The following is a 22133-nucleotide window of genomic DNA, read 5'->3' as shown; positions in this document are numbered from 1 at the left end:
CGTGAGACGTCGTGTCAGCAAGAAAGGTCTAGGGGCATCTAAACGCGAACGGCCGCCGCCCGCTAGGGGGCGACGGCCGATGCCGCTCTGACCTGCGACGACGGCAGATCTATTGATCTAGGAAGCGGACGGGGAGACCTGGACGGTCAGCGTGGAGGCGCCAGGAAGCTCCTTCAGGATGCTGATCTTGGTGTTGTTGTCAGCAACCTTCACCCCACCCGTCGGATTCGACTCGTACCAGTACGTCCCCTTGCGGTCATCGAAGACCGGTGCGCCCCGCTTTGCCGGGATCTTCGCGGCGGCCCCGTTCTTGTGGAGCGTGAAGCCGTCCGTCGGGTACCAGCTGAAGGGCGAGTCGTACGCCTGGATGCGGTTGCGCATCAGCGTGCCGTCCGCCCAGGTGTGCGGGGTGGCGTGCGCGTCGATCGGCAGGATCTGGCCGGAGCCGGGGTGGACGCCGACGTTGTTGTCCGGCTCCGAGGTGTCCCACAGCCAGATCAGCAGACCGTTCTGGTACGGGAAGTGCTCGACCCAGTCGGGCCGGGTGCCCGCCCAGCCGAAGTTGTACGGGCCGACCTTGAGGGTCTTGTCGTACGACACGTACTGGCGGTTCTCCGCGATGTAGTACTGCGGGTAGTCCTTGGTGAAGGACGCTCCGATGCGCGAGAAGCCGTTCGTGGTCCAGCCGTTGTCGTCACCCTCGGCGCCGTCGGTCAGCACCGGCGCGCCGTCAGCCGTCAGGGTGATCGCGTCGGCCGCGAAGCCGGCCTGGGCGACACCGCCGTCCGTCTGGTAGCGGAAGCGCAGGTCGATCTTCTTGCCCGCGTAGGCGTCGAGCGGGAAGGAGAGCTTCTTGTACGCGCCCGAGGTCCCGGTCAGCGCGGGCTTGTCGCCGGCGTCGCGCGGGATGGCCTTGCCGTCCGCGGTGCCGTCCACCGGCGTCCAGTTGGCGCCGCCGTCCGTGGACACCTCGGCGTAGAGGTAGTCGAAGTTCTCCTCGATGTCCCACCAACCCTGAAGGTCCAGGCTCGCCTTGGACTTGCCGGTCAGGTCCACCGACCGGGTCAGGGTGTTCTTGAGGTCGTCGCCCATGCCGCTCCACCACTGCTTGGAGCCTTCGGCGGGCTGTGTGATCTCGGTGGTCTTGGCCTTGTCGGGCAGCTGGACCACCAGCGCCTGCGGGTTCTTGGTGTTGTACTCGGCCACCCCGAGGGTGTGCCGGGACTTGGTGGCGGCCTTCGCCGTGTCGTAGTTCAGCCAGCCGAGCTGCAGCTTGTCCCAGGCGCTCATATCGCCGGGCAGATCGCCGATCGCGTCCTTGCCGGTGCCCAGCCAGGAGCCGGAGGACATCAGCGACCAGAAGGCCACGGACGACTCGCCCTTGCCGGTGGTGTCGTACTCGTCCGGCAGGCCCAGGTCATGGCCGTACTCATGGGCGAAGACGCCGAGTCCGCCGTTCTCCGGCTGCATGGTGTAGTCGCCGACCCAGATGCCGGTGTCGCCGATCTGCGCACCGCCGGACTTGTTGTCGCCGGGGCCGGTACGGCCCGCGTCGGTGCCGTACGCGTACCAGCGGTGGGCCCAGATCGCGTCCGTGCCCTGCGCACCGCCGCCCGCCGACTCGTCCTCACCGGCGTGGACGATCTGGAAGTGGTCGATATAGCCGTCGGGCTCGTTGAAGTTGCCGTCGCCGTCGTAGTCGTAGCGGTCCCACTGGTCGTACTTGACCAGGTCCGCCTTGATCTCGGCGTCGGTGCGGCCGGCCGCCTTCTGGTCCTTGGCCCACTGGTTGACGCCGTCGCGGATCAGGTCCCAGGCGTTGGCGCAGTTGGTGTCGCCGCAGTAGTTGGAGCCGTAACGGGCCTCGTTCCAGTCGACCTTGACCCAGTCGGAGACCTCGCCGTCCACCGAGTAGCGGCCCGAGGACTGCTTCTCGTAGTACTTCTTCAGCGACTCCTTCCCCTTGTCAGCGGAGAAGTAGAGGTCCTGGAAGTGCTGGCGGTTGTAGTCCTTCTGCCAGGCCGTGCTGTTGTCGTTCGCGCGGTCCGGCTCGGCGATCGTGTTGTGCGCCGGGCCCGGCTCGCCGCCGTACTTCTTCACCGGCGGCTCGGGGCCGTCCGCGCCGTCGGGGTCGTACATGGTGGTGTCGTCGACCTTGTCGCCGAACTCGACCAGGATGGTGAAGATCTTGTCGGTCTTCTCCCGGGCCAGTTCGACGTACTTGCCCTTCCCGAGCTTCACCACCGAAGACGCGCCGCGCCGGTCCGCCTTCGCGTCCCCGGATATGACCTGTTGCAGCGCCTCTTGCCGCTGCGCCTCCTGCTGCTTGCTGTAAGGCCCGGCCAGGTCGTGCTCGACGTCGGTCTTCGCGGGCGCCGGGTCGCGTCGCTCAACGCGCGTAGATGACCCATTGTCCGCCTGGGCTACACCTGTCGACAGCCCCGCCGCGCCGAGCGCGGCGACCACGGTGGCGATGGCGGCCGTTCTCACGGCCCTCCGTTGACTGCTCACGCTTCTCCAGTCCTCCCCAGTGACACCAGTGCGGGACATTTGACCGGAGAGGCAGGAGAAAAGACAGACCTTGACTTGGATACAGGGGACAAGTACGTTTCGCGACCCGCCCTTACCGGATTCCGGACACCAACGGGCGTGCGGATCTCACCAGTTGGGACGGCGTAGGACCGTGTGCGCCCCTGCGCCCCCTATGCAACGACCCCGTGGGTCAGGTCACGCTTACTTGCGTTTCCCGTCGGGCATTCAGCACCGTAGAGTCATTTTGCCGGTGCACACCCCTGTGACTTATGCCCCCCGCATAGTCGATGCCTTGAGGACGGATCCAGCCATGCCGCGTCCGACTCCTGCACAGTTCGCCTACGGTTCGGCCACCGTCGTCTTCTCGACCTTCGCCATGCTGCTGCTGACCCAGACGCGATCGGGCCTGGGAGTCGCGGTGATCGCCGTGGCCGGGCTGGCGCTCGGGCTCCTCGTCGCCGTCACGGTGCCGATGCCCGGCACCCCGCGCGCCGGCCGCGCGGCGGCGGCGCGTACGAACCGGCGGACCGTCCTGGTCCGCGCGCCGCGGACCCCCGCCCCCGCCGCTCCCGCCGCCACCCCGGCCCATGCCCACGCCGAGCCGGTGGAGCCGCGGGTCAGCCAGCACTCGCTCCACGGCTGACGCCGCCGCCGGACACTGGGCCGCCTGGCACTGGGCGGTATTGCCAGGCCGCGGCTGGTATCGCTAGGCCGCGACTACCACGGTTTTGGCCGCCTTGTCGTGCAGACACTGGCGCAGCGGCTGGTCCCAGGTGCACCACAGGACGTTGAGCAGCCAGAACAGGGTGCCCACCAGCAGCGGGATCAGCATCCCCGGCAGCACATACACCACGGCCCGCAGCCAGCCCTGGCGGCCCGGCACATCGCCGTCGGAGAGCATCGCCACGCGGATGCGCAGCGCCTTCTTGCCGAGCGTCTGACCGCTACGGGCCAGCATCACGCCCTCGTAGACGAAGTAGACGGCCATGGTGATCACCAGCGACAGGGTCACCTTGCCCATGTCCTGCTCGCCGGGGTGGTCGTAGGCGTACTTGAGCGCGCCGGTCGAGGCGAGCGCCACGGTCCAGATGAACCCGAGGATCAGGGTGTCGACCAGCCGGGCGACGAAGCGCTGACCGGGGGTGGCGGGCGGCGGCATGCCCACAGGGGGGTGGTGCTGTGGATACGACAGCTGGTCGGGGCTCATGCCCCGATTACACCAGCAGCGCGCGGGCGGCAGGTAGCTCGGGGGCGCCGGATCATGAAGGCACGGCGACCACGACCGTCTTGGCGACCTTGTCGTGCAGACACTGGTGGTACGGCTGGTCCCAGGTGCACCACAACACATTGATCAGCCAGAAGATGAAGCCGCAGCACGGCACGATCTCGGGCAGGGCATACGTACCGGCGCGCAGCCAGCCCGGCTGACCGGCCGGGATCTCCCCGTTCTCCAGCAGGGCGACGCGGATCTTCATCACCTTCTTGCCCACCGTCTGGCCGTACTTGGTCAGCATCAGCCCTTCGTAGAGGAAGTACACCAGGGCGTAGACGATCGTTATGGCGGTCGCCTCGTCGTTGTTGTTCACCGGGTCGTAGTCGCCCACGAGCACCGCCATCACCAGACCCACCGGGATGCCCACGATCAGCGCGTCGATGATCCGGGCGACGAGGCGGCGGCCGCGGTTCGCAAGCGGGGGCATGCCCGCGAGCGGGTTGGGGGCGCCGTACTCGCCGCCGTACTCGCCTCCGTACGGCGAGCCGAAGGAGGGAGGCGGCTGCTGCTTGGAGAACGCGTCACCCTCTGGCTGCTCCTCGGCCCGCGGCTCGCCCGGCCCTGGCCCGCCTGGCCCTGGCTCGCCTGGCCCTGGCTCGCCTGGCCGGGGTTCCTCGGGCCTGGGCCCCTCGGACGGGGGCTCCTCGGACCGGGGTTGGTCGGGCCGGGGTTCGTCAGGCCCCGGGGTCGGCTGGTCGGTGCTCATGGCCCGAGTCGACCCCGGAGCCGGAGCCGCCGCATCCGGCGCGCTCCGTTCGGGCGACCGGGATGGACCGTACGAGTCAGCGTCCCGTACAGCCCCTACCGCCTCACCGCCCCGGCATCGGCGTACGGCTCAGCCACGCCCCTGCGGCTCAGCCGCGACCAGCCACGAAGGTGCGCGCCGCCTTGTCGTGCCAGCACTGCCGCCAGGGCCGGTCGAACAGGCACCACAGCACATTGAGGATCCCGATCACCAGCAGCCAGAGCACCGAGTACACCAACCAGCGGCGCAGCGCGGCGCCGAAGGAAGGGGTGTCGTGCCCCTCGATGTCCAGGACCCGCACCCCGCACAGCTTCTTGCCCAGCGTGGCGCCCCACTTCGCGGTCGGGAACGCCTCGTAGACCAGCCCGACGACGAGCAGCAGGCCGAGCACCACGCCGAGGTAGGCGCCCGTCGTGCCGTCCAGCCAGTAGACGGTGACGGTCTCGCCGGTCAGCTTGGCGCGCTCCACCTTCTCGTCGAAGTGATCGCTCGCCTTGGTCCACAGGGGATACGCGGCGGCGCCGACGGCCCCGAGGAGCACGGCGGAGTCGATGAGCCGGGCCACGAGGCGACGGCCGAGGGAGGCGGGCCGGCCCTGGGCCTGGGCGGCCTGAAGGAAGGGGTTGTCGACGGGCGGCTTCCACGGAATGACGCCTTCAGGCGCACCACCGGGGGCTCCCGGGCCCCCGCCCGGGCCCGCGCCTGGGACGGCACCGGGCGCGGGCTGCTGGGCGAGCTGCCGCACCTGCTGCTGCCAGCCGGGCTGGGATTGGGGTTGAGGCTGGGGTTGGGGCTGAGGTTGCGGTTGGGGCTGGGCTCCGGGTGCGGCAGGACCAGCGTCGGGCAGCCCGACCGGGCCCTGTGCGGAAGCGCCGTGGCCGGGCGCGGCCGGACCGCCGCCCGGAAGCACAACGCCGCCCTGCGGGGGCAGCGCACCCGCGCCCTGCATGGGAGCGGCCCCGCCGGGCTGCCCACCGGCCTGCCCGGACCAGCCAGGCTGTCCCTGCTGCCCCTGCTGCTGCCCGGGCGCCGCCGTACCGCCGCTCTGCTTCGGCGCGCCGCGCCCGAGGGCGCGCATCGTCATCGTGCCGTCGTCCCGCGTGGGCGCGCCGCTGCCCGCCCCCGATCCGGTCTGGCCGGGCCCGGTCCGGCCGGGCCGGATCGCGCGGATGGAGATCGTGCCGTCCCCGCCTGTCGTACGCCCGCCGCCGGGCGCATCCGTATCACCGCCCGCGCCCGCGCCAGGGGCGCCCGCTCCGGGGCCCGGCTCCGCCGGGGGCAGCTCCGGAGCGCGCCGCGCGGGCGGCAGGGCCTGCGCGCCCGCGGGACCACCGGCACCCCCGGGCCCGCCGGAGCCACCAGAACCACCAGAACCACCAGAACCACCGGAACCACCGGAACCGCTGACGGCCCGGCGTGGATCCGGCACCCCGGGCCTGACGGGCCCACCGGAAGCCGGGCCTCCGGCCCCCGCTCCCGGCTCCGCCGGGTTCGAGCCCCAGGAGACGCGGCGGTCCTGCTCCCCGCCGAAACCGGACTGCCGGGCCGCGTCCGCCTGCCAGGCCGACGCGGGCTCCGGCCGGGTGCCGTGCAGCCGCTGCGGATCGTTCCAGTCCATGCCGCCCGGAGCCGCGCCGCCCACACCCTGGGCCGGCGGCACGGGCTCGGGCCCCGGCCCGCTCCGTACGTCCATCTCACCGCGCGGACGCAGCTCCGGCAGCGCCCGTCCGCCGCTGTCTCCGACAGGACCGGCAGAACCGGCAGCAGGACCGGCGGCAGGGGCCTCGTCGAGATACATGGGCCCGGTCTCGTCCGGCACCGGGGCCGTGACCTGCGTATGGGTCACCCCGGGCGGCGGCGCGGGCATGGCCTCGCCGTCGATCGGCGCGGGCCGACTGGTGCCGGGCACCCAGGCGGCGCCGTTCCAGTAACGGATATAGCCGGGGATGGACGGATCAGGATAAAAGCCAGGAAAGGAGGTGCCGTCCGCGGATCCTGAGGTAGGGGCGCTCATGATCTCCGATGTCCCGTATCTGCTCGGCCGTGCTGTGCTGCGCCGCGCCTGTGCGGTGCGTCGCGGTGGGGGGGCGACAAGCAGTCTGCCGTACAAGAGCCGCAGTGCAACACGGAGCGCGCTGTCAAGGTCTATCAGACGGGCCCGAGGCCCGTACCCATCCTGGGTGGGCACCACTCTCCCGTGCGAGCGCGACGCCGCCGTACACCCGCGAGCCTCTGGCTGGGTCCGGCCCGCCTAGGTCCAGCAGACCTACGTTGACACGGCCGCGAGCCTTTCCGGCCGCGAATACTGGAAGCCATGGACCGCAACACCGAGCTCAGCGAGTTCCTGCGGACCCGCAGGGCCCGGCTGCGCCCTGAGGACGCGGGCGTGAACATGACTGCCTCCGGCCGCCGCCGGGTGCCGGGGCTGCGCCGCGAGGAGCTGGCGCATCTGGCCGGGGTCAGCACCGACTACTACACCCGGCTGGAACAGGGCCGCCATCTGAATGTCTCGGAGGCGGTGCTGGACGCCGTCGCGCGCGCCCTGCAGCTGAACGACACCGAGCGTGCGTACCTCTTCGAGCTGGCCAAGCCACGGCCCCGCCGCACCCAGCGCCGCCGGCCGCTCCGCCCCCAGCGGGTGCGGCCCGGGGTGCACCGCATGCTGCAGATGCTGGAGGGGGTCTCGCCCGCCTTCGTGCTCGGGCGCGGGGGCGATGTGCTGGCCTCCAACCGGCTGGCCCGCGCGCTGATCATCGACTTCGACGCGCTGCCGTACCGCGAGCGGAACATGACCCGCTTCATGTTCCTCGACCCGGCGGCCCGCGAGCTGTACCGCGAGTGGGACAAGTACGCGTCGGAGATGGTGGCCAGTCTGCGGCTCCAGACGAGCCGCTACGCCGACGACCCCGGCCTCACCGAGCTGGTCGGCGAGCTGACGATCAAGAGCCCGGAGTTCCGTACGTGGTGGGCCGACCACAACGTGCGGGAGAAGACGCACGGCGTCAAGCTCTACCACCATCCGGTGGTCGGGGACATGACGCTCGCCTACGAGAACGTGACCTTCCCCGGCGATGACGATCAGGCGATGTGCATTTACACGGTCGAGCCCGGATCCCCCTCCGAGGCGGCGCTGCAGCTACTCGCGAACTGGACCGCGACCGCGCCACCCGACCGCGCCTCGTCCTCTTCCCCCACTTCCCCTTCCTCCCCTCCCCCCTCCATATCCCGAAACCCCGTTCACGGAGATCACTGATATGACCACCAGCGTCACCGCCTACGCTGCCCCTGCTCCCAAGGCCCCGCTGGAGCGCACCACCATCGAGCGCCGCCCGGTCGGCGAGCACGACATCCTGATCGAGATCGCGTACGCCGGCATCTGCCACTCCGATATCCACCAGGCCCGCGAGGAGTGGGGCAGCGCCCTGTTCCCGATGGTCCCCGGCCATGAGATCGCGGGCATCGTCACCGAGGTCGGCTCCGGCGTCACCAAGTACGCCGTCGGCGACCGGGTCGGCGTCGGCTGCTTCGTCGACTCCTGCCGCGAATGTGAGAACTGCCTGGCGGGCGAGGAGCAGTACTGCCTCAAGGGCGAGGTGTCGACGTACAACGGCAGGCAGTACGACGGCTCCCCCACCTACGGCGGCTACAGCACGCACGTCGTCGTCGACGAGAACTACGCGCTGCGGATCCCCGACGGCCTGTCCCTCGACGTCGCCGCCCCGCTGCTGTGCGCCGGCATCACCCTCTACTCCCCGCTGGCCCACTGGAACGCCGGCCCAGGCAAGAAGGTCGCCATCGTCGGCCTCGGCGGCCTCGGCCACATGGGCGTCAAGATCGCCCACGCCATGGGCGCGGAGGTCACCGTCCTGTCCCAGTCGCTCCGCAAGAAGGACGACGGGCTGCGGCTGGGCGCCGACCACTTCTACGCGACCAGCGACGAGTCGACGTTCGCCGAGCTGGCGGGCTCCTTCGACCTCATCATCAACACGGTCTCGGCGAACCTCCCGCTGGACGCGTACCTCTCGCTGCTCAAGCGCGACGGCACGATGGTGCACGTGGGCGGCCCGGAGTTCCCGAGCTCGTTCAACCAGTTCTCGCTGATCATGGGCCGTAAGTCGATGGCGGGTTCGAAGATCGGCGGCATCCGGCAGACGCAGGAGATGCTGGACTTCTGCGCGGGGCACGGGTTCGGCGCGGAGATCGAGGTGATCACGGGTGACCAGATCAACGAGGCTTACGAGCGGGTCGTGAGCAGCGATGTGCGGTACCGGTTCGTGATCGATATCGCGTCACTGAAGGGCTAGCGGCGGGTGGTGTGGTCGGCCTTTGTGACGATGGTCGTCACAAAGGCCGACCATCGTCACAAAGGCCGATCCCAAAGGCGCAGGCCCCGTACAACTCCCGTACAACTAAAGTCAATCAGGCGCAGACCATCGGCTGACGACAGGGTGCGCCGTTATTCCCGAAACTGGTGGTGGGTCGCAGAGCGCGGGCCAGGACACCAGGGGGAACCACCATGCGGGGCAGGGGAATCAGCCGGGCGCGTTTTCTGGCAGGGGCGGGGGCCCTGGGAGCCGTTGGGGCAGCTGCGACCGTTGCGGCGTCGGGTGCGTCGGGTGCGCCGCTGACACCGGGCCGGGCCGGGGAGCGAAGTCGCCGCGGCCCGGGCGGCCTGACCTATCGGGGCGTGTCGTACGAGGTCATCGACGGCGAGACGCCGGCGACGAGTTGGAGCGCCACGCGGATGCGCAAGGACATCCAGGTCATCAAGAACGATCTGCACGCCGGCTCGGTGTCGGTCTTCGGCGATGGCCTCGGCCGGCTCAAGGCCACATCCTCGGAGGCGGCGGAGCAGGGGCTGCACGTCTGGCTCCAGCCGCGTCTGGCGGATGTCTCCCACCAGGACATCCTCGACCACTTGGCGGAGACGGGCAGGCATGCCGAGCAACTGCGGCGCCAGGGCGCGCGGGTCCACCTGAGCGTGGGCGCCGAGTTCGTGTTGTTCGTGCCAGGCATCGTGCCGGGTGACAACGCCCTTGAGCGCGTCAAGAACCTGCTCAGCGGAAACTTCGACCCCGAGAAGATGGTGCGCCGCCTGCGCGAATTCACCGCGCGGGCCGCGAAGGTCGGCAGGTCGGTCTTCAAGGGCCGGATGACGTATGGCGCGGCGCAGGACGAGGAGGTCGACTGGGACCTGTTCGACATGGTCAGCGTCAACTACTACTCGTACTTCCCGAAGCGGGCCGACTACGTCCGCGAGCTCACACCGTTCCTGCGCTGGCGCAAACCAGTCGTCATCTCCGAGTTCGGCACCTGCACCTTCAAGGGCGCCCCGGAGCAGGGCGGCATGGGCTGGAACGTCGTGGACTACGACAAGGACCCCCCGGAGATCGTCGGCAATCTGGCCCGCAGCGAGCGGACCCAGGCCGCGTACCTCACCGATCTGCTCGATGTCTTCGAGTCAATGAACCTCTACGCGGCCCTGGTGTACCAGTTCGTCACCCCTGATGCCCCGCATCGGACCGACCCGCGCTACGACCTCGACCTGGCGAGCTACGGCATCGTCAAGCCGATCTGGAAGACCTTCGAGGACCCGACGCCCCACTGGCACTGGGAACCCAAGGAAGCGTTCCACGCACTGGCCCAGCACTACGGCCGCCGCATACCGGCGACCAACCCGCCTCGCAATACTGCCGAGCATGACCACCACCTATGACACGCTCGGCACGACGTACGCCCGCACACGGCAGCCTGACGCGCGGATCGCCGCGCAGATCCACGCAGCGCTCGGGAGCGTCACCGACGTGATCAACGTCGGAGCGGGCACCGGCTCCTATGAACCGCCGCAGACGGCCCTCGCGGTCGAGCCCAGCCAGGTCATGATCGCCCAGCGCCCGCCGGGATCCGCGCCCGCCGTGCAGGCCGTCGCGGAACGGCTCCCGTTGCGTGACAACGCCGCCGACGCCGTGATGGCCCTGCTGACCGTCCACCACTGGACCGATCTGGCAGCGGGAATCGACGAACTGCGCAGGGTCGCCCGCCGCCGCATCGTCATCCTGACGTGGGACCAGCAGGTCTTCCGCGAGCGGTTCTGGCTCGTCCGGGACTACCTCCCGGAGGCGGCCGCGTTCGACGACACCCGTGCCACCCCGACCGAGCAACTGGTCGACCTGCTCGGCGGGGCGCGCCAGGAACCGGTGCCAGTTCCCCACGACTGCGTGGACGGATTCGGCGCCGCATACTGGCGCCGCCCCGAGGCCTATCTCGACCCGCAGGTGCGCGCGGGGATCTCCCTGCTCGCCCAGACCGGCGAGGACACCATCGCACCCGGTCTGGCCCGGCTCGCGGACGATCTGGCGACCGGCCGCTGGCACACCCGCCACGCCGGACTGCTCGCGCTCGACACCTTCGACGTCGGATACCGGCTGCTCGTGGCCGACCTCTGACGCAGTACGGCTCGGGGTCGTGGTCGGGCACACGGAACCCCGTACTCACCTGGCGGTCAGTTGGTGGCCAGGTCGGCGTGGATGAGTTTGTGATCGGAGAAGTTCTCGTGGACGCCGACGCCGGAGGAACTGAAGGCACCGCCATTGCGCAGGAAGATGTAGTCGTACTTCTTCCCCCCGGGCCTGGTGGAGTCTTCTGTCATCTTGCAGGGGAAAAGGTAATGGGTCGGACTGCAGGAAGGGTCGGCGTCATGGAATTTCGACCACATGGCAGACAGTTCACGGGCGTTCGGCTCGGTGTTGAAGTCCCCGAGCACAATGACGTCCGGATAGGCCCGGACGGCTGTGACGAGTTCCCCGACCTGGACTTTACGCACATTGGCCTGCCCGGCCTGGGCGGCAAGGTGGGTCGCGAAGACCCGCACCTTCCTGCCCGCGACAGTCGTATCGGCGGCCACGTATCCGCGGGGCTCACTGCCGCCCTGTGAGTAATGGCGGTTCACCTCGTTGGTGAGCGGCGCGGCGGACAGAATCGCGTTCCCGTAGGCGGAACCGAACTCGTAGCAGCTCCAACGGGTGTTCATCGTGTTTCCGTGTGCGGCGTAGTACCGGTAGCCCTTTGCCCTCAGCTTACTGATGACGCGTTGTGTCTCACCGACGCAGATCTCCTCCAGTGCGATGACTCGGGGCCTGTACTTGACGATCTGGTCCACGATCTGGTCAACGTGGTAGAGCGGATTGGTAACACGGCACGGATTGCACACGTTGAAGTTCGCGACCCGATTCGGGAAGACAGCCTTCCACTCGGGCGAAGACTTCCACTCGGGGGAAGAAATCCCCGTAGCGGAACCATCCACCTGCGTCTGCGGTGGAGCGATCACCTGTGCGGATGTGGTCGCCATATTCGCCCCGGACTCCACAGCCGACACCGAGGACAGCAGCAGGGCCAGTGCGGCGGCGATGGCCGTGCACATCACCCTCGCCCGGGGCTCAGCGGCCTCAGCGGCCGGGACGCGTGAGGAGGGTGCGTACGCCGCCCCCGGTGAGGGTCACCTCTTCGGGCGCACCCGCGTCGATGGCCAGCGAGAGCTCATCGGAGGGCCAGCCCTGGGCCAAGGCGCCCAGCGGCACCCGGTGGTAGCGGTGGATCTGCGGCAGGGCCTGGTGCATACGGTCCGGGGTGGTGAAGACCGGCACCAGCTGGGCGCCGTCGTCCTGTTCGAGCACGGGGAGCGTCACGGCCTGCGGGTCCGTATCCTCCACGCCCTCGGGAGCGGGAAGCAGCACCTCGCTGCTGGCGAGGGTGTCCAGCGCCGTATCGTCCGCCCGGTTGGCCGCGAGTTCGCCGAGGGCGTGCTGGGTGGCGTGGACGGTGCTGTCGTCGGGGAGGTCACTCATGGTTCTCTCCAGCAATCGGAGTGGCATATGGGCAGGTCAGCGGCCGATCCGAACGAGCCGAACCGGTTTTCCGTCGGTCGTAAGCCCGCCGAGTACCCGACTCCGTGGCGTTGAGACATCCCGTGCAGACATGCCACACCCACCGCGGCAGGAGGATCATCGACCAGTATGTCGAGCCCAGCAGTGAACGCACATGAATGACATCCAACTCCTATGGGAAGATTTCCGGCTTCCGATCCGGGATGCGCTCCATCTCGCGGACGGAAATTCGTACGACGTGGCCCTCTCACCGGGCACGCCGAGCGGCTTCAGGCTTCTTGGGGCCTTCGATCTGCATCAAATGCTCATAAGCGAACCGGATTGGACGTCCGAGGTCGATGGGCTCAAATCCGTAGAGCTGGCTCATGGAGGTTTTCTCTGGGGAGGTGATGGTTCCTACGGCTCGGAAGGATTCGTAGCGCGTTTGACTGCCGACCGTTCACTTATGTGGGCTGTCTTCCTCACCGAATCGAACCCGTTCCAAGAGATTCAGCTACACGGCAAGATCGCATCCTTCATCTCGACCTCAGCCGTCGAAATAACCGTCGATATCGACGACCCACGGCGTCCGGTCAGCGAGGCGGGGTGAACTTGCAGATCACGGCAGCACGTCAAGGTCGATCCCGCCCGACCTCCCCTTCCAGTACTGCTGGTGGAAGCGCAGCGGCACACCGGGGGCGAAGGCGCGGAGCGCGGTGGTGAGGCGGTCGGGGTCGATATGCCAGAGGACCATGGTGCGGCTGTCCCGGACGACCTCGTACTCGATGTGGGGGGCCACGCGCGCGGCCGTCTCGGGTTTGAGGTTCTGGTTGGGACCAGGGAGTGCCGCTGAGCCGGGCCGGCACTTGACGCCCACGCAGCGGATCGGGCGGAGCTGGGCTGTTTTCTGGCCCCACAGCACGACGGCCTCGATCTCCGCCCAGGGGACCACGGCGGTCTGACGGCGATATTGGAGCGGCATACCGCCCAAGGTGATGCCGTACTGATCCACCCGAAAGGCCATGAGCCGCTTCCAGCCGTGGCCGCCGAGCAGGTTGAGTGGTGTTCGTGTGAAGTGCTCTTCGTAGACGGGAGACACGGCATCGACCATACGGGTCCCGGGCCGCGGCCTGCGTGAACTGGGGTACGTGCGTGGCCGTACGGGCGAGCAGCCTGATGGCCGGTTCGACGATGGACGCTCCCGCCCGGCCACCCCCTCGCGGCGGACTGCCTCCGGGCTCGGCGTCACCCTCGTACCGAACGACACGGTGCGCCAGATTCAACCGCCCGCGCCGTACCGTCCCCTCACCGAACGCGCCGATATCGTCGAGCTCTCCCTCGTGTCCCGGGACGGGGCGCGGGAGCCGCTGGCGGAGGAATTCCAGCGCATCGCTTCAGCGCCGCACCACCCACAACAACGGACGCCATGAGGCCCCGCTCCGCTCATCGCCCGAGGGCGCGGAAGAACGCACGGATGTCCGCGACCAGCAGGTCCGGCTGTTCCATGGCCGGGAAATGCCCGCCCCGCTCGTACTCCGTCCACCGCACGATGTTGTTCGTCCGCTCCGCGATATGCCGCAGCGGGATGAAGTTCTCGCCGGGGAAGACGGCGAGGGCGGTCGGGGCGGTGGAGGGTTCGGGGGCCGCGCCCCAGGCGGAGTGGGCGCGTTCGTAGTAGATGCGGCCGGCGGAGCCGGCGGTGCCGGTCAGCCAGTAGAGCATGACGTTGGTGAGGAGCTGATCGCGGTCGACCGCGTCCTCGGGGCGGTCGCGGGAGTCGGTCCACTCCTTGAATTTCTCGGCGATCCAGGCCAGTTGGCCGACCGGCGAGTCGGTGAGCCCGTAGGCCAGGGTCTGGGGGCGGGTGGACTGGATGTCGGCGTAGCCCTGGCGGTCGCGGGCCCACTGCTGGTTCAGCTCCCAGGAGGCGAGGGTGCGGGCGCGTTCGGCCGGGGGCAGGGTGGCCAGGTGGGCGGGGTCGGGCTCCTCGGTGGCGGAGGAGCCGGGGATGTGGTTGAGGTGGACGCCGATGATCCGGTCGGGGTGGATACGGCCGAGCTCGCGGGAGATGGCGGAGCCCCAGTCGCCGCCCTGGGCGCCGTATCGCTGGTAGCCGAGGCGCTCCATGAGCTCGGCGAACGCGGCGCCGACCCGGTGGTACTCCCAGCCGGTCTCCCGCGTCGGTCCCGAGAGGCCGAACCCCGGGATGCTCGGCAGGACAAGGTGGAACGCGTCGGCGGGGTCGCCGCCGTGGGCGCGTGGGTCGGTGAGCGGGCCGGCGACCTGAGCGAATTCGACGATGGAGCCCGGCCAGCCGTGCGTCATGACCAGTGGGGTGGCGTCCGGCTCGGGTGAGCGGATATGCGCGAAGTGGATGTTCGCCCCGTCGATCGTCGTGGTGAACTGCGGCCACTGGTTCAGTCGGGCCTCGGCGGCCCGCCAGTCGTATGTGTGGCGCCAGTGCCGTACGAGCTCCCGCAGATAGTCGCGCGGAATGCCGTACGCCCAGCCCACGCCCGGCAGTTCATCGGGCCATCGGGTGCGGTCGAGCCGTGCGTGCAGATCGTCCAGCTCGGCTTGCGGGATGTCGATGCGGAAGGGGCGAATGATCTCGGCCAGGCTCGTCATCCGATGCATGGTAGATGCGCCGGGTTTGCGGAGCGAACGAGTTAAAGCGGCCACCTTCAGTTAACAACACCTTGAGATGGCAGTTACCTCCCCTTCTGTGAATACTGTCGGGTAGCGCTCGGTTGTTGACGGGGAGGCTGGGGGCGTCATGACGTTGCTGGAGTGTCTGACCGAATCTCGGCGTAGATGGCCCTTCCAGGTGTCCGAAACGTCCGGGGGGTGCCGCTGATGGGGTGGGACCTGACCCCCGATTGGCTCGATGACGCGGTCGAGTCGGGCACTGAGGCCGTCGGGGACGGTGTGGAGTGGCTGGGCAACAAGTCCGCGGAGGGTTTGGACAAGGTCGGCTGGGAGGGCGGGGCGGACTGGGTCCGTGACAAGTCCCGTTCGGCGGCGAACGCCCTGGGCGCCGATGTCGCCGAGTTCCAGCTGGACGAGACCGAGGACCCGAAGAAGCTGGTCTTCGGGAGCGCCGGGAAGATCCGGTCCACGGCCACGCATCTGCGGGACTTCCAGAAGGCGTTCGACCAGGTCGGCCGTGGGCTGAAGGGAGTGGATCCGTCCCGGCTGAAGGGTCAGAGCGCGGACGCGTTCGGGAAGACGGTGGCGGACGAGCCGGCGAAGTGGTTCAAGGCCGCGGACGCGTGCGAGAAGGCCGCTCTGGCGCTGGAGGGCTTCGCGGGGACCGTGGAGTGGGCGCAGGGCCAGGCGCAAGAGGCCATCGACGCGTACAAGGCGGCGAAGAAGGCGTCGGAGGAGGCGCGTTCGGCCTACAACGGGAGGGTGGACGCGTACAACGCGGCGGTGGACACGTACAACGCCGCTGTAAAGGACGGGAAGGAACCGGGGGCGAAGCCGAAGAAGCCGGGGGATTTCGCCGACCCGGGCCCCGCCAAGGCGCAGGCCGCGCAGGAGAAGCTGGATGAGGCGCGGCGGCAGCGGGACCGGGCGGAGGAGACGGCGGTCAAGGCAGTGGCGCAGGCCCGGGACGCGGCTCCGCCCAAGCCCTCGTACAGCGAGCAGGTCGCCGATGGGCTGGAGGGTCTGCGGCTGGACGCGTCGCATTTCGTCGGTGGTGTGGTGAAGGGGACGGCGGGGCTGGTCAATTTCGCCCGTGGGCTCAATCCGCTGGACCCGTACAACATCACCCACCCCGCCGAGTACGTCACGAACCTGAACAGCACCGCGGCCGGGCTGGTGACGATGGCCAATGATCCTGTCGGGGCGGGCAAGACCATGCTCGACGCCTTCGCCAAGGACCCGTCCGAGGGCCTGGGCCGGCTAGTACCCGAGCTGATCGGCACCAAGGGACTCGGCGCGGCCCGGGCGGGCATGGGCGCTGCCCGGGAGGGCATGGCGGCGGCCCGATATGCGCGGCGTGCGCGTGCGGCGCTGCGCAAGGAGGGGTCGCATCCGTTCGCACGCAAGGACGCCGGGAAGACGTGCACGGGCACGGACCCGGTGGACCTGGCGACCGGGAAGATGTTCCTGCCCCAGACGGATGTGACCCTGCCCGGCGAACTGCCGCTGATCTTCCGCCGCCGGGTGGAGTCGGGCTATGCGGCGGGGGGCTGGTTCGGTCCGTCGTGGTCGAGCACGGCCGACCAGCGGCTGGAGATCGACGCCGAGGGTGTCGTGTTCATCAGCGAGGACGGGCTGCTGCTGCCCTATCCGCACCCCGCCCCCGGCCTGCCGACCCTCCCCGAGTCGGGTCCGCGGTGGCCGCTGGAGCGGGACGCGCGGGGCGACTACACCCTCACCGATCCCGACACCGGGCACACCCGCCACTTCACCGGTCCGGAGGGCGGGGGCGACGGGGTCGCAAGGCCGGCGCAGGTCATGGACCGAAGTGGCCATGTCATCACCTTCGACCACGACAGCGAGGGGGCGCCCACCGATGTCGTCCACTCGGCCGGCTATCACCTGAAGCTGACCACCGCCGACGGCCGGATCACCGCCCTCCACCTGGCGGGCGCGGCCGAGGACGGCTCGGATCAGGAGCTGATCCGCTACGGCTACACCGACGGCAACCTGACCGAGGTCATCAACTCCTCAGGGCTGCCGCTGCGGTTCGAGTACGACGACGAGCGCCGGGTGATCTCCTGGACGGACACCAACGACCGCCGCTACGACTACGTCTACGACAACCGCGACCGGTGTATCGCGGAGGGCGGCGAGGCGGGCCATATATCGGTCCGTATCGACTACCACGACGCCGACCCCGCCACCGGCCACCGGGTCACGACCGTCACCACGCCCGACGGCCACACCAGCCGCTACGTCATCAACGACGCCTGCCAGGTCATCGCCCAGACCGACCCCCTGGGCCACACCACCCGCACCACCTACGACCGCCACCACCGCCCCCTGACCCACACCGACCCCCTCGGCCACACCACCACCCACACCTACGACGAAGCCGGACACCTCACCACCGTCACCCGCCCCGACGGCCACACGGCCTCCGCCACCTACGACACCCTCGGTCTCCCCCTCACCCTGACCGGCGCGGACGGCGCCACGTGGCGGCAGACCTACGACGAGGCGGGCCGCCGCACCAGCCTCACCGACCCCGCCGGTCACACCACCCGCTACGCCTACGACGACCACGGCCACTTGATCGCCACCACTGACGCGCTAGGGCAAACCACGCGCGTGATGTGTGACCCGGCGGGCCTCCCGGTGGCGATCACCGACCCACTCGGCGCCACCACCCACTACCAGCGCGACGCCTTCGGCCGCCCCACCACCATCACCGATCCGCTCGGCCACACCATCCACCTGAAGTGGACGGTGGAGGGCAAACTCGCCGCCCGCACCCACCCCGACGGGTCCCAGGAGCGCTGGACGTACGACGGCGAAGGCAACTGCACCAGCCACACCGACCCGGGCGGCGGCACGACCACCTACGAATACACGCACTTCGATCTGCTCACCGCCCGGACCGGCCCGGACGGGGTGCGCTACGAGTTCGCCCACGACACCGCGCTGCGCCTGACCCAGGTCACCAACCCCCAGGGCCTGACCTGGTCGTACGACTACGACCCGGCCGGACGCCTGGTCGCCGAGACCGACTTCGACCACCGCACCCACACCTACGCCCACGACTCGGCGGGACGCCTCACGGCCCGCATCAACCCCCTCGGCCAGACGGTGGCCTTCGAACGCGACGCGCTCGGCCGTACGGTCCGCAAGACCGCCGACGGCCGGACCACCGCCTACGACTACGACCCCGCCGGGCGCCTGGCCTCGGCCACCGGGCCCGACGTCGAGTTGGTCTACCAGCGCGACCGCATGGGCCGCGTCAAATCCGAGATGGTGAACGGCCGGGTCCTCACCCACACGTACGACGCGCTGGGCCGCCGCATCCGCCGCATCACCCCCACCGGGGCCACCACCACCTACACCTACGACGCGGCGGGCAACCGCACCGCCCTCACCGCCTCCGGCCACACCCTCGCCTTCGACCACGACGCCGCGGGCCGCGAGACCAGCCGCCAGATCAGCGGGGACCTCACCCTCGCCACCGTCCGGGACCCCCTCGGCCGGCTCACCGAACAGACCCTCACCGGCCCAGCCGCCGCCACCGATCCCCTCCACCACCGCGCCTACACCTACCGCGCCGACGGCTACGTCACCGCCATCGACGACCGGCTCACCGGCCCCCGCACCTTCGACCTCGACGCGGCGGGCCGCGTCACCACGGTCCGGGCCCGGAACTGGACGGAGAGCTACGCGTACGACGAGGCAGGCAACCAGACCCACGCCACCTGGCCGGAGCGACACCCGGAAGCCGATACGACGGGAGACCGGACCTACACCGGCACCCGCATCACCCGCGCCGGAGACATCCGCTATGAACACGACGACGCGGGCCGCCTCACCCTCCGCCAGAAGACCCGCCTCTCCCGCAAGCCCGACACCTGGCACTACACCTGGGACGCAGAGGACCGTCTGACCACCGTCACCACCCCCGACGGCACGGTCTGGCGCTACCTCTACGACCCGCTCGGCCGCCGCACCGCCAAACAGCGCCTGGCCGACGACGGCGAAACGGCCGTCGAGCAGACCGACTTCACCTGGGACGGCTCGACCCTCGTCGAACAGACCACCACCACACCGGGCCTCCCCCATCCCGTCTCCCTGACCTGGGACCACCAGGGCCGCCACCCCATCGCCCAGACCGAGCGGATCACCGACGCGACCTCCCAACGCGAGGTCGACCAGCGGTTCTACGCCATCGTCACCGACCTCGTCGGCACCCCCACCCACCTCTTCGACGAAACCGGCGAGATCGCCTGGCACGCCCGCACCACCCTCTGGGGCACGACCACCTGGGCCGCAACCAGCACCACGTACACCCCGCTCCGCTTCCCCGGTCAGTACTACGACCCCGAAACCGGCCTCCACTACAACCACCACCGCTACTACGACCCCACCACCGCCCGCTACCTCACCCCCGACCCCCTCGGCCTGATCCCCGCCCCCAACCCCGCCACCTACGTCCACAACCCCCACACCTGGAGCGACCCGCTGGGGCTCGGGCCGTACCCCGACGGCGAAACTCGTTCCGGAATCGGGAAATTCCTCAGCAAGGTCTTCAGCCGCCAACCCACCGCTGAGGAAGTGTCCGACGCGGCGATGAGGGCCAAGCGGGTGCCCATGAGGCTCGGCGATCTGGAAGACCTCAGACTGCCCGACCGCGGAGACCCCCCAGAGAAGCTGGCGGCCGTCCGCGGAATGGACGACGAACGCCTGCTGGAATCCATCAACAACCCGGATGAGCTGGGCGGCAGTGTCGTCCTGAACAACGACGGAGGAGTGCTCAACGGCAACCACCGCATAGGCGAGGCCCTGGATCGCATGCACGACCCGTACTCTCCAGGAATCACTCCCGATACAGAGGTATGGGTTGTCCCATGAGGAACTGGCTGAGGAGATCCAGACGAGCCCGGTCGTGGTTCGGCTGGCCCGTCCCCGCCGCCGTCATGACGGCATCGCCGTCCCGTATGCGGGAGCTTGTGGAGACCGCGCGGACGAGCGGCTTCAGCAGGACGGGCAAGGGCCTCGACCTGGAAACGGGGCAGCTCTTCGTGGTGATCCCGTATCTTCCGGAGCCATCACCCGTGAAGAGCTGGATGTGCCTGATCGCGGCGATTCCGCATGCCATGGAGTTGGAGGCCGGAGAGAAGCCGCGATACGACTTCGCCAGGCTCGACATCGCCGAAAGGGACTTCAATTCGCTGTCTCCGGCCAAGGCGAAGATGAGGGATCAGCTTGTCCATTGGCTGGCGTGGGACGCGTACCAGGGCCGACGGAGGGAATAGCCGCCGGAAGGGCGGCACAGGCGGCACAGGCGGCACAGGCGGCACAGGCGGCACAGGCGGCACAGGCGGCACAGGCGGCACAGGCGGCACAGGCCGCTATACGAAGAGCTTGCCCGGGTTCAGCAGCCCCAGCGGGTCGAAGACCTGCTTGATGCCGCGCTGCAGCTCCACCCCCACCGGCCCGAGTTCCCGCGCCAGCCACTCGCGCTTGAGGACGCCCACCCCGTGCTCGCCCGTGATCGTGCCGCCCAGCTCAAGGCCCAGGGCCATGATCTCGTCGAAGGACTCCCGCGCGCGCCGCGTCTCGTCCGGGTCGGAGGGGTCGAAGCAGACGGTCGGGTGGGTGTTGCCGTCGCCCGCGTGGGCGACGACGCCGATGGTCAGGCCGTACTTCTCGGCGATCGCGGCGGCCCCGTCGATCATCGCGCCGAGCTGTGAGCGCGGAACGCAGACGTCGTCGATCATCGTGACGCCCTTGACCGCCTCCAGGGCCGGGAGGGTCAGCCTGCGTGCCTGGAGCAGCAGGTCGGACTCGGCGGTGTCCTCGGCGGGGACGACCTCGGTGGCGCCCGCGGCGGTGCACAGCTCGCCGACGGCGGCGAGGTCGGCGGCGGGGTCCGGGGTGTCGAAGCCGGCCAGGAGCAGGGCCTCGGTGGAGTCCGGCAGGCCCATGTTCGCCATCGTGTTGACCGCGTGGACGCTGGTGCGGTCCATGAGTTCGAGGAGCGAGGGGGTGTGTCCACTCTCCATGATCTTGCAAATGGCGTCGCTGGCGGTCGCGGTGGACGGGAACTCGGCGGCGAGGACCAGCTGCTGGGGCGGGGCGGGCTTGAGGGCGAGCACGGCGCGGACGACGATGCCGAGGCTGCCTTCGGAGCCGACGAACAGCCGGGTCAGGTCATAGCCCGCGACGCCCTTGGCGGTGCGGCGGCCGGTCTTCAGCAGCCGGCCGTCGGCGAGGACGACGTCGAGGCCCAGTACGTATTCGGCGGTGACGCCGTACTTCACACAGCACAGGCCGCCGGAGGCGGTGCCGATGTTGCCGCCGATGGTGCACTCCTCCCAGCTGGAGGGGTCCGGCGGGTAGTAGAGGCCATGCTCCATGACGGCGCGCGACAGAACGGCGTTGACCACGCCCGGCTCGACGACCGCGATCCGGTCGACCGGGTTGATCTCCAGGATCCGGTCCATCTTGATCAGGGAGAGGACGATGCAGCCGTCGGAGGCGTTGGCGGCCCCCGACAGGCCCGTACGAGCCCCCTGCGGCACGACCGGGACACGAAAGACGGTCGCGGTGCGCATCACGTGCTGCACCTGCTCGACGCTGCGCGGGAGGACGACGACGGCCGGGGTGCCCGCCTCGCAGAAGCTCGCCATGTCGTTGGCGTACGAGCTCATGACGTCGGGGTCGGTCAGGACGGCCTCGGAGGGGAGGCCCTCCCGCAGCATCTCCATCAGATCAGCCATGGCTCCAGACTCGCACCCGACCGTCCGGGAGGGAAGATCGCCACGGCGGCGGGTGGTGCGGGAGCGGGCGGCTGGGCCGGCGCCGGAGCTACGGCTGTTCCTGAGCCGTCAGGGCCGGCAGCGCCGGCAGTTCCCGCGCGCCGCCCTCGCCGGCCGGCGCCTCGTCCTCGGCCGTGTCGGGCGCGGGGACGGAGAGCACTCCCAGCGCGCCCGAGGCGGCGGCCTTCCCTCCCCCGAGGGCGAACTTATTCCTGGTCAGCCGCCCTTTGGCATACATATCTTGCACATCTTGCGCCATT

Annotated in this window: 19 protein-coding genes; 9 read left to right on the top strand and 10 right to left on the bottom strand. The window is 69.5% G+C overall.

What is annotated here, in order from left to right; translation table 11 throughout:
• Positions 1-117 precede the first annotated feature (117 nt).
• Positions 118-2511 carry an immune inhibitor A domain-containing protein gene (locus ACH4U7_RS42670; RefSeq protein WP_398533172.1) on the bottom strand — a complete coding sequence of 798 codons (2394 nt, stop codon included), beginning with the start codon at positions 2509-2511 and terminating at the stop codon, positions 118-120.
• A 331-nt stretch (positions 2512-2842) separates the two neighbouring features.
• On the opposite strand from ACH4U7_RS42670, the gene ACH4U7_RS42665 reads away from it, so the two are divergent.
• On the top strand, positions 2843-3175 hold the full coding sequence (locus ACH4U7_RS42665) for a hypothetical protein (RefSeq protein ID WP_398533171.1): 333 nt from the start codon (positions 2843-2845) through the stop codon (positions 3173-3175).
• A gap of 63 nt (positions 3176-3238) precedes the next feature.
• Here the strand turns inward: ACH4U7_RS42665 and ACH4U7_RS42660 are convergent, their stop codons facing one another.
• The 3 genes from ACH4U7_RS42660 to ACH4U7_RS42650 all read right to left on the bottom strand — a co-directional run bounded on the left by ACH4U7_RS42660 (position 3239) and on the right by ACH4U7_RS42650 (position 6564).
• On the bottom strand, positions 3239-3739 hold the full coding sequence (locus ACH4U7_RS42660; RefSeq protein ID WP_055414011.1) for an RDD family protein: 501 nt from the start codon (positions 3737-3739) through the stop codon (positions 3239-3241).
• Between the two features lie 52 nt (positions 3740-3791).
• Positions 3792-4511, bottom strand: a complete 720-nt coding sequence (locus ACH4U7_RS42655) for an RDD family protein (protein WP_398533170.1) — start codon at positions 4509-4511, stop codon at positions 3792-3794.
• A 148-nt stretch (positions 4512-4659) separates the two neighbouring features.
• On the bottom strand, positions 4660-6564 hold the full coding sequence (locus ACH4U7_RS42650; RefSeq protein WP_398533169.1) for an RDD family protein: 1905 nt from the start codon (positions 6562-6564) through the stop codon (positions 4660-4662).
• Between the two features lie 300 nt (positions 6565-6864).
• On the opposite strand from ACH4U7_RS42650, the gene ACH4U7_RS42645 reads away from it, so the two are divergent.
• The 4 genes from ACH4U7_RS42645 (at position 6865) to ACH4U7_RS42630 (ending at position 10996) form a co-directional block, all read left to right on the top strand.
• Positions 6865-7803, top strand: a complete 939-nt coding sequence (locus tag ACH4U7_RS42645; protein WP_398533168.1) for a helix-turn-helix transcriptional regulator — start codon at positions 6865-6867, stop codon at positions 7801-7803.
• Between the two features lies 1 nt (position 7804).
• Complete coding sequence (locus tag ACH4U7_RS42640; protein ID WP_398533167.1) at positions 7805-8854, top strand: NAD(P)-dependent alcohol dehydrogenase; 1050 nt, start codon at positions 7805-7807, stop codon at positions 8852-8854.
• A 212-nt stretch (positions 8855-9066) separates the two neighbouring features.
• The gene (locus ACH4U7_RS42635) at positions 9067-10266 is read left to right on the top strand and encodes an abortive phage infection protein (RefSeq protein ID WP_398533166.1); all 1200 of its coding nucleotides are present in this window, start codon (positions 9067-9069) and stop codon (positions 10264-10266) included.
• Entirely contained in the window at positions 10250-10996 is a 747-nt protein-coding gene (locus tag ACH4U7_RS42630; RefSeq protein WP_398533165.1) for a methyltransferase domain-containing protein, read from the top strand. The genes ACH4U7_RS42635 and ACH4U7_RS42630 overlap by 17 nt, the downstream gene beginning before the upstream one ends.
• Before the next feature lie 56 nt (positions 10997-11052).
• Here the strand turns inward: ACH4U7_RS42630 and ACH4U7_RS42625 are convergent, their stop codons facing one another.
• Both ACH4U7_RS42625 and ACH4U7_RS42620 read right to left on the bottom strand, forming a co-directional pair.
• A complete protein-coding gene (locus tag ACH4U7_RS42625; protein WP_398533164.1) occupies positions 11053-11970 on the bottom strand; it encodes an endonuclease/exonuclease/phosphatase family protein in 918 nt (305 codons plus the stop codon).
• A gap of 25 nt (positions 11971-11995) precedes the next feature.
• Complete coding sequence (locus ACH4U7_RS42620; protein WP_089512370.1) at positions 11996-12394, bottom strand: SseB family protein; 399 nt, start codon at positions 12392-12394, stop codon at positions 11996-11998.
• A 193-nt stretch (positions 12395-12587) separates the two neighbouring features.
• Here ACH4U7_RS42620 and ACH4U7_RS42615 point away from each other — a divergent pair, with 193 nt between their 5' ends.
• The gene (locus tag ACH4U7_RS42615) at positions 12588-13022 is read left to right on the top strand and encodes a hypothetical protein (protein WP_398533163.1); all 435 of its coding nucleotides are present in this window, start codon (positions 12588-12590) and stop codon (positions 13020-13022) included.
• A 9-nt stretch (positions 13023-13031) separates the two neighbouring features.
• Here ACH4U7_RS42615 and ACH4U7_RS42610 read toward each other — a convergent pair whose 3' ends face one another.
• On the bottom strand, positions 13032-13511 hold the full coding sequence (locus tag ACH4U7_RS42610; RefSeq protein WP_398533162.1) for a hypothetical protein: 480 nt from the start codon (positions 13509-13511) through the stop codon (positions 13032-13034).
• Between the two features lie 49 nt (positions 13512-13560).
• Between ACH4U7_RS42610 and ACH4U7_RS42605 the strand changes: the two genes are divergently transcribed.
• Positions 13561-13842 (top strand): hypothetical protein, encoded by a 282-nt coding sequence (locus tag ACH4U7_RS42605; protein ID WP_398533161.1) that lies wholly within the window; start codon positions 13561-13563, stop codon positions 13840-13842.
• A 13-nt stretch (positions 13843-13855) separates the two neighbouring features.
• On the opposite strand, the gene ACH4U7_RS42600 is transcribed toward ACH4U7_RS42605, so the two are convergent.
• Positions 13856-15040 carry an epoxide hydrolase family protein gene (locus ACH4U7_RS42600; RefSeq protein ID WP_398533160.1) on the bottom strand — a complete coding sequence of 395 codons (1185 nt, stop codon included), beginning with the start codon at positions 15038-15040 and terminating at the stop codon, positions 13856-13858.
• Between the two features lie 228 nt (positions 15041-15268).
• On the opposite strand from ACH4U7_RS42600, the gene ACH4U7_RS42595 reads away from it, so the two are divergent.
• A complete protein-coding gene (locus tag ACH4U7_RS42595) occupies positions 15269-19963 on the top strand; it encodes a putative T7SS-secreted protein (RefSeq protein ID WP_398533159.1) in 4695 nt (1564 codons plus the stop codon).
• Between the two features lie 65 nt (positions 19964-20028).
• Complete coding sequence (locus ACH4U7_RS42590) at positions 20029-20367, top strand: hypothetical protein (protein WP_398533158.1); 339 nt, start codon at positions 20029-20031, stop codon at positions 20365-20367.
• 96 nt (positions 20368-20463) lie between these two features.
• On the opposite strand, the gene ACH4U7_RS42585 is transcribed toward ACH4U7_RS42590, so the two are convergent.
• Positions 20464-21834, bottom strand: coding sequence for an FAD-binding oxidoreductase (locus tag ACH4U7_RS42585; RefSeq protein WP_398533157.1), 1371 nt, complete (start codon positions 21832-21834; stop codon positions 20464-20466).
• 88 nt (positions 21835-21922) lie between these two features.
• Positions 21923-22111, bottom strand: coding sequence for a hypothetical protein (locus tag ACH4U7_RS42580; protein WP_398533156.1), 189 nt, complete (start codon positions 22109-22111; stop codon positions 21923-21925).
• Positions 22112-22133 lie beyond the last annotated feature (22 nt).

Source organism: Streptomyces sp. NPDC020845 (genome assembly GCF_044334165.1).
Lineage (GTDB): Bacteria > Actinomycetota > Actinomycetes > Streptomycetales > Streptomycetaceae > Streptomyces.
Note: the sequence above shows the minus strand (reverse complement) of the source record. Positions and strands in the feature narration are given on the sequence as shown.

What these genes read in the sequence shown, in the direction of transcription:
- ACH4U7_RS42625 (WP_398533164.1), bottom strand. Translation starts at nt 11,970, where the DNA reads ATGTGCACGGCCATCGCCGCCGCACTGGCCCTGCTGCTGTCCTCGGTG.
- ACH4U7_RS42630 (WP_398533165.1), top strand. Translation starts at nt 10,250, where the DNA reads ATGACCACCACCTATGACACGCTCGGCACGACGTACGCCCGCACACGG.
- ACH4U7_RS42590 (WP_398533158.1), top strand. Translation starts at nt 20,029, where the DNA reads ATGACGGCATCGCCGTCCCGTATGCGGGAGCTTGTGGAGACCGCGCGG.
- ACH4U7_RS42580 (WP_398533156.1), bottom strand. Translation starts at nt 22,111, where the DNA reads ATGTATGCCAAAGGGCGGCTGACCAGGAATAAGTTCGCCCTCGGGGGA.
- ACH4U7_RS42665 (WP_398533171.1), top strand. Translation starts at nt 2,843, where the DNA reads ATGCCGCGTCCGACTCCTGCACAGTTCGCCTACGGTTCGGCCACCGTC.
- ACH4U7_RS42615 (WP_398533163.1), top strand. Translation starts at nt 12,588, where the DNA reads ATGAATGACATCCAACTCCTATGGGAAGATTTCCGGCTTCCGATCCGG.
- ACH4U7_RS42650 (WP_398533169.1), bottom strand. Translation starts at nt 6,564, where the DNA reads ATGAGCGCCCCTACCTCAGGATCCGCGGACGGCACCTCCTTTCCTGGC.
- ACH4U7_RS42640 (WP_398533167.1), top strand. Translation starts at nt 7,805, where the DNA reads ATGACCACCAGCGTCACCGCCTACGCTGCCCCTGCTCCCAAGGCCCCG.
- ACH4U7_RS42655 (WP_398533170.1), bottom strand. Translation starts at nt 4,511, where the DNA reads ATGAGCACCGACCAGCCGACCCCGGGGCCTGACGAACCCCGGCCCGAC.
- ACH4U7_RS42620 (WP_089512370.1), bottom strand. Translation starts at nt 12,394, where the DNA reads ATGAGTGACCTCCCCGACGACAGCACCGTCCACGCCACCCAGCACGCC.
- ACH4U7_RS42595 (WP_398533159.1), top strand. Translation starts at nt 15,269, where the DNA reads ATGGGGTGGGACCTGACCCCCGATTGGCTCGATGACGCGGTCGAGTCG.
- ACH4U7_RS42585 (WP_398533157.1), bottom strand. Translation starts at nt 21,834, where the DNA reads ATGGCTGATCTGATGGAGATGCTGCGGGAGGGCCTCCCCTCCGAGGCC.
- ACH4U7_RS42635 (WP_398533166.1), top strand. Translation starts at nt 9,067, where the DNA reads ATGCGGGGCAGGGGAATCAGCCGGGCGCGTTTTCTGGCAGGGGCGGGG.
- ACH4U7_RS42660 (WP_055414011.1), bottom strand. Translation starts at nt 3,739, where the DNA reads ATGAGCCCCGACCAGCTGTCGTATCCACAGCACCACCCCCCTGTGGGC.
- ACH4U7_RS42600 (WP_398533160.1), bottom strand. Translation starts at nt 15,040, where the DNA reads ATGACGAGCCTGGCCGAGATCATTCGCCCCTTCCGCATCGACATCCCG.
- ACH4U7_RS42645 (WP_398533168.1), top strand. Translation starts at nt 6,865, where the DNA reads ATGGACCGCAACACCGAGCTCAGCGAGTTCCTGCGGACCCGCAGGGCC.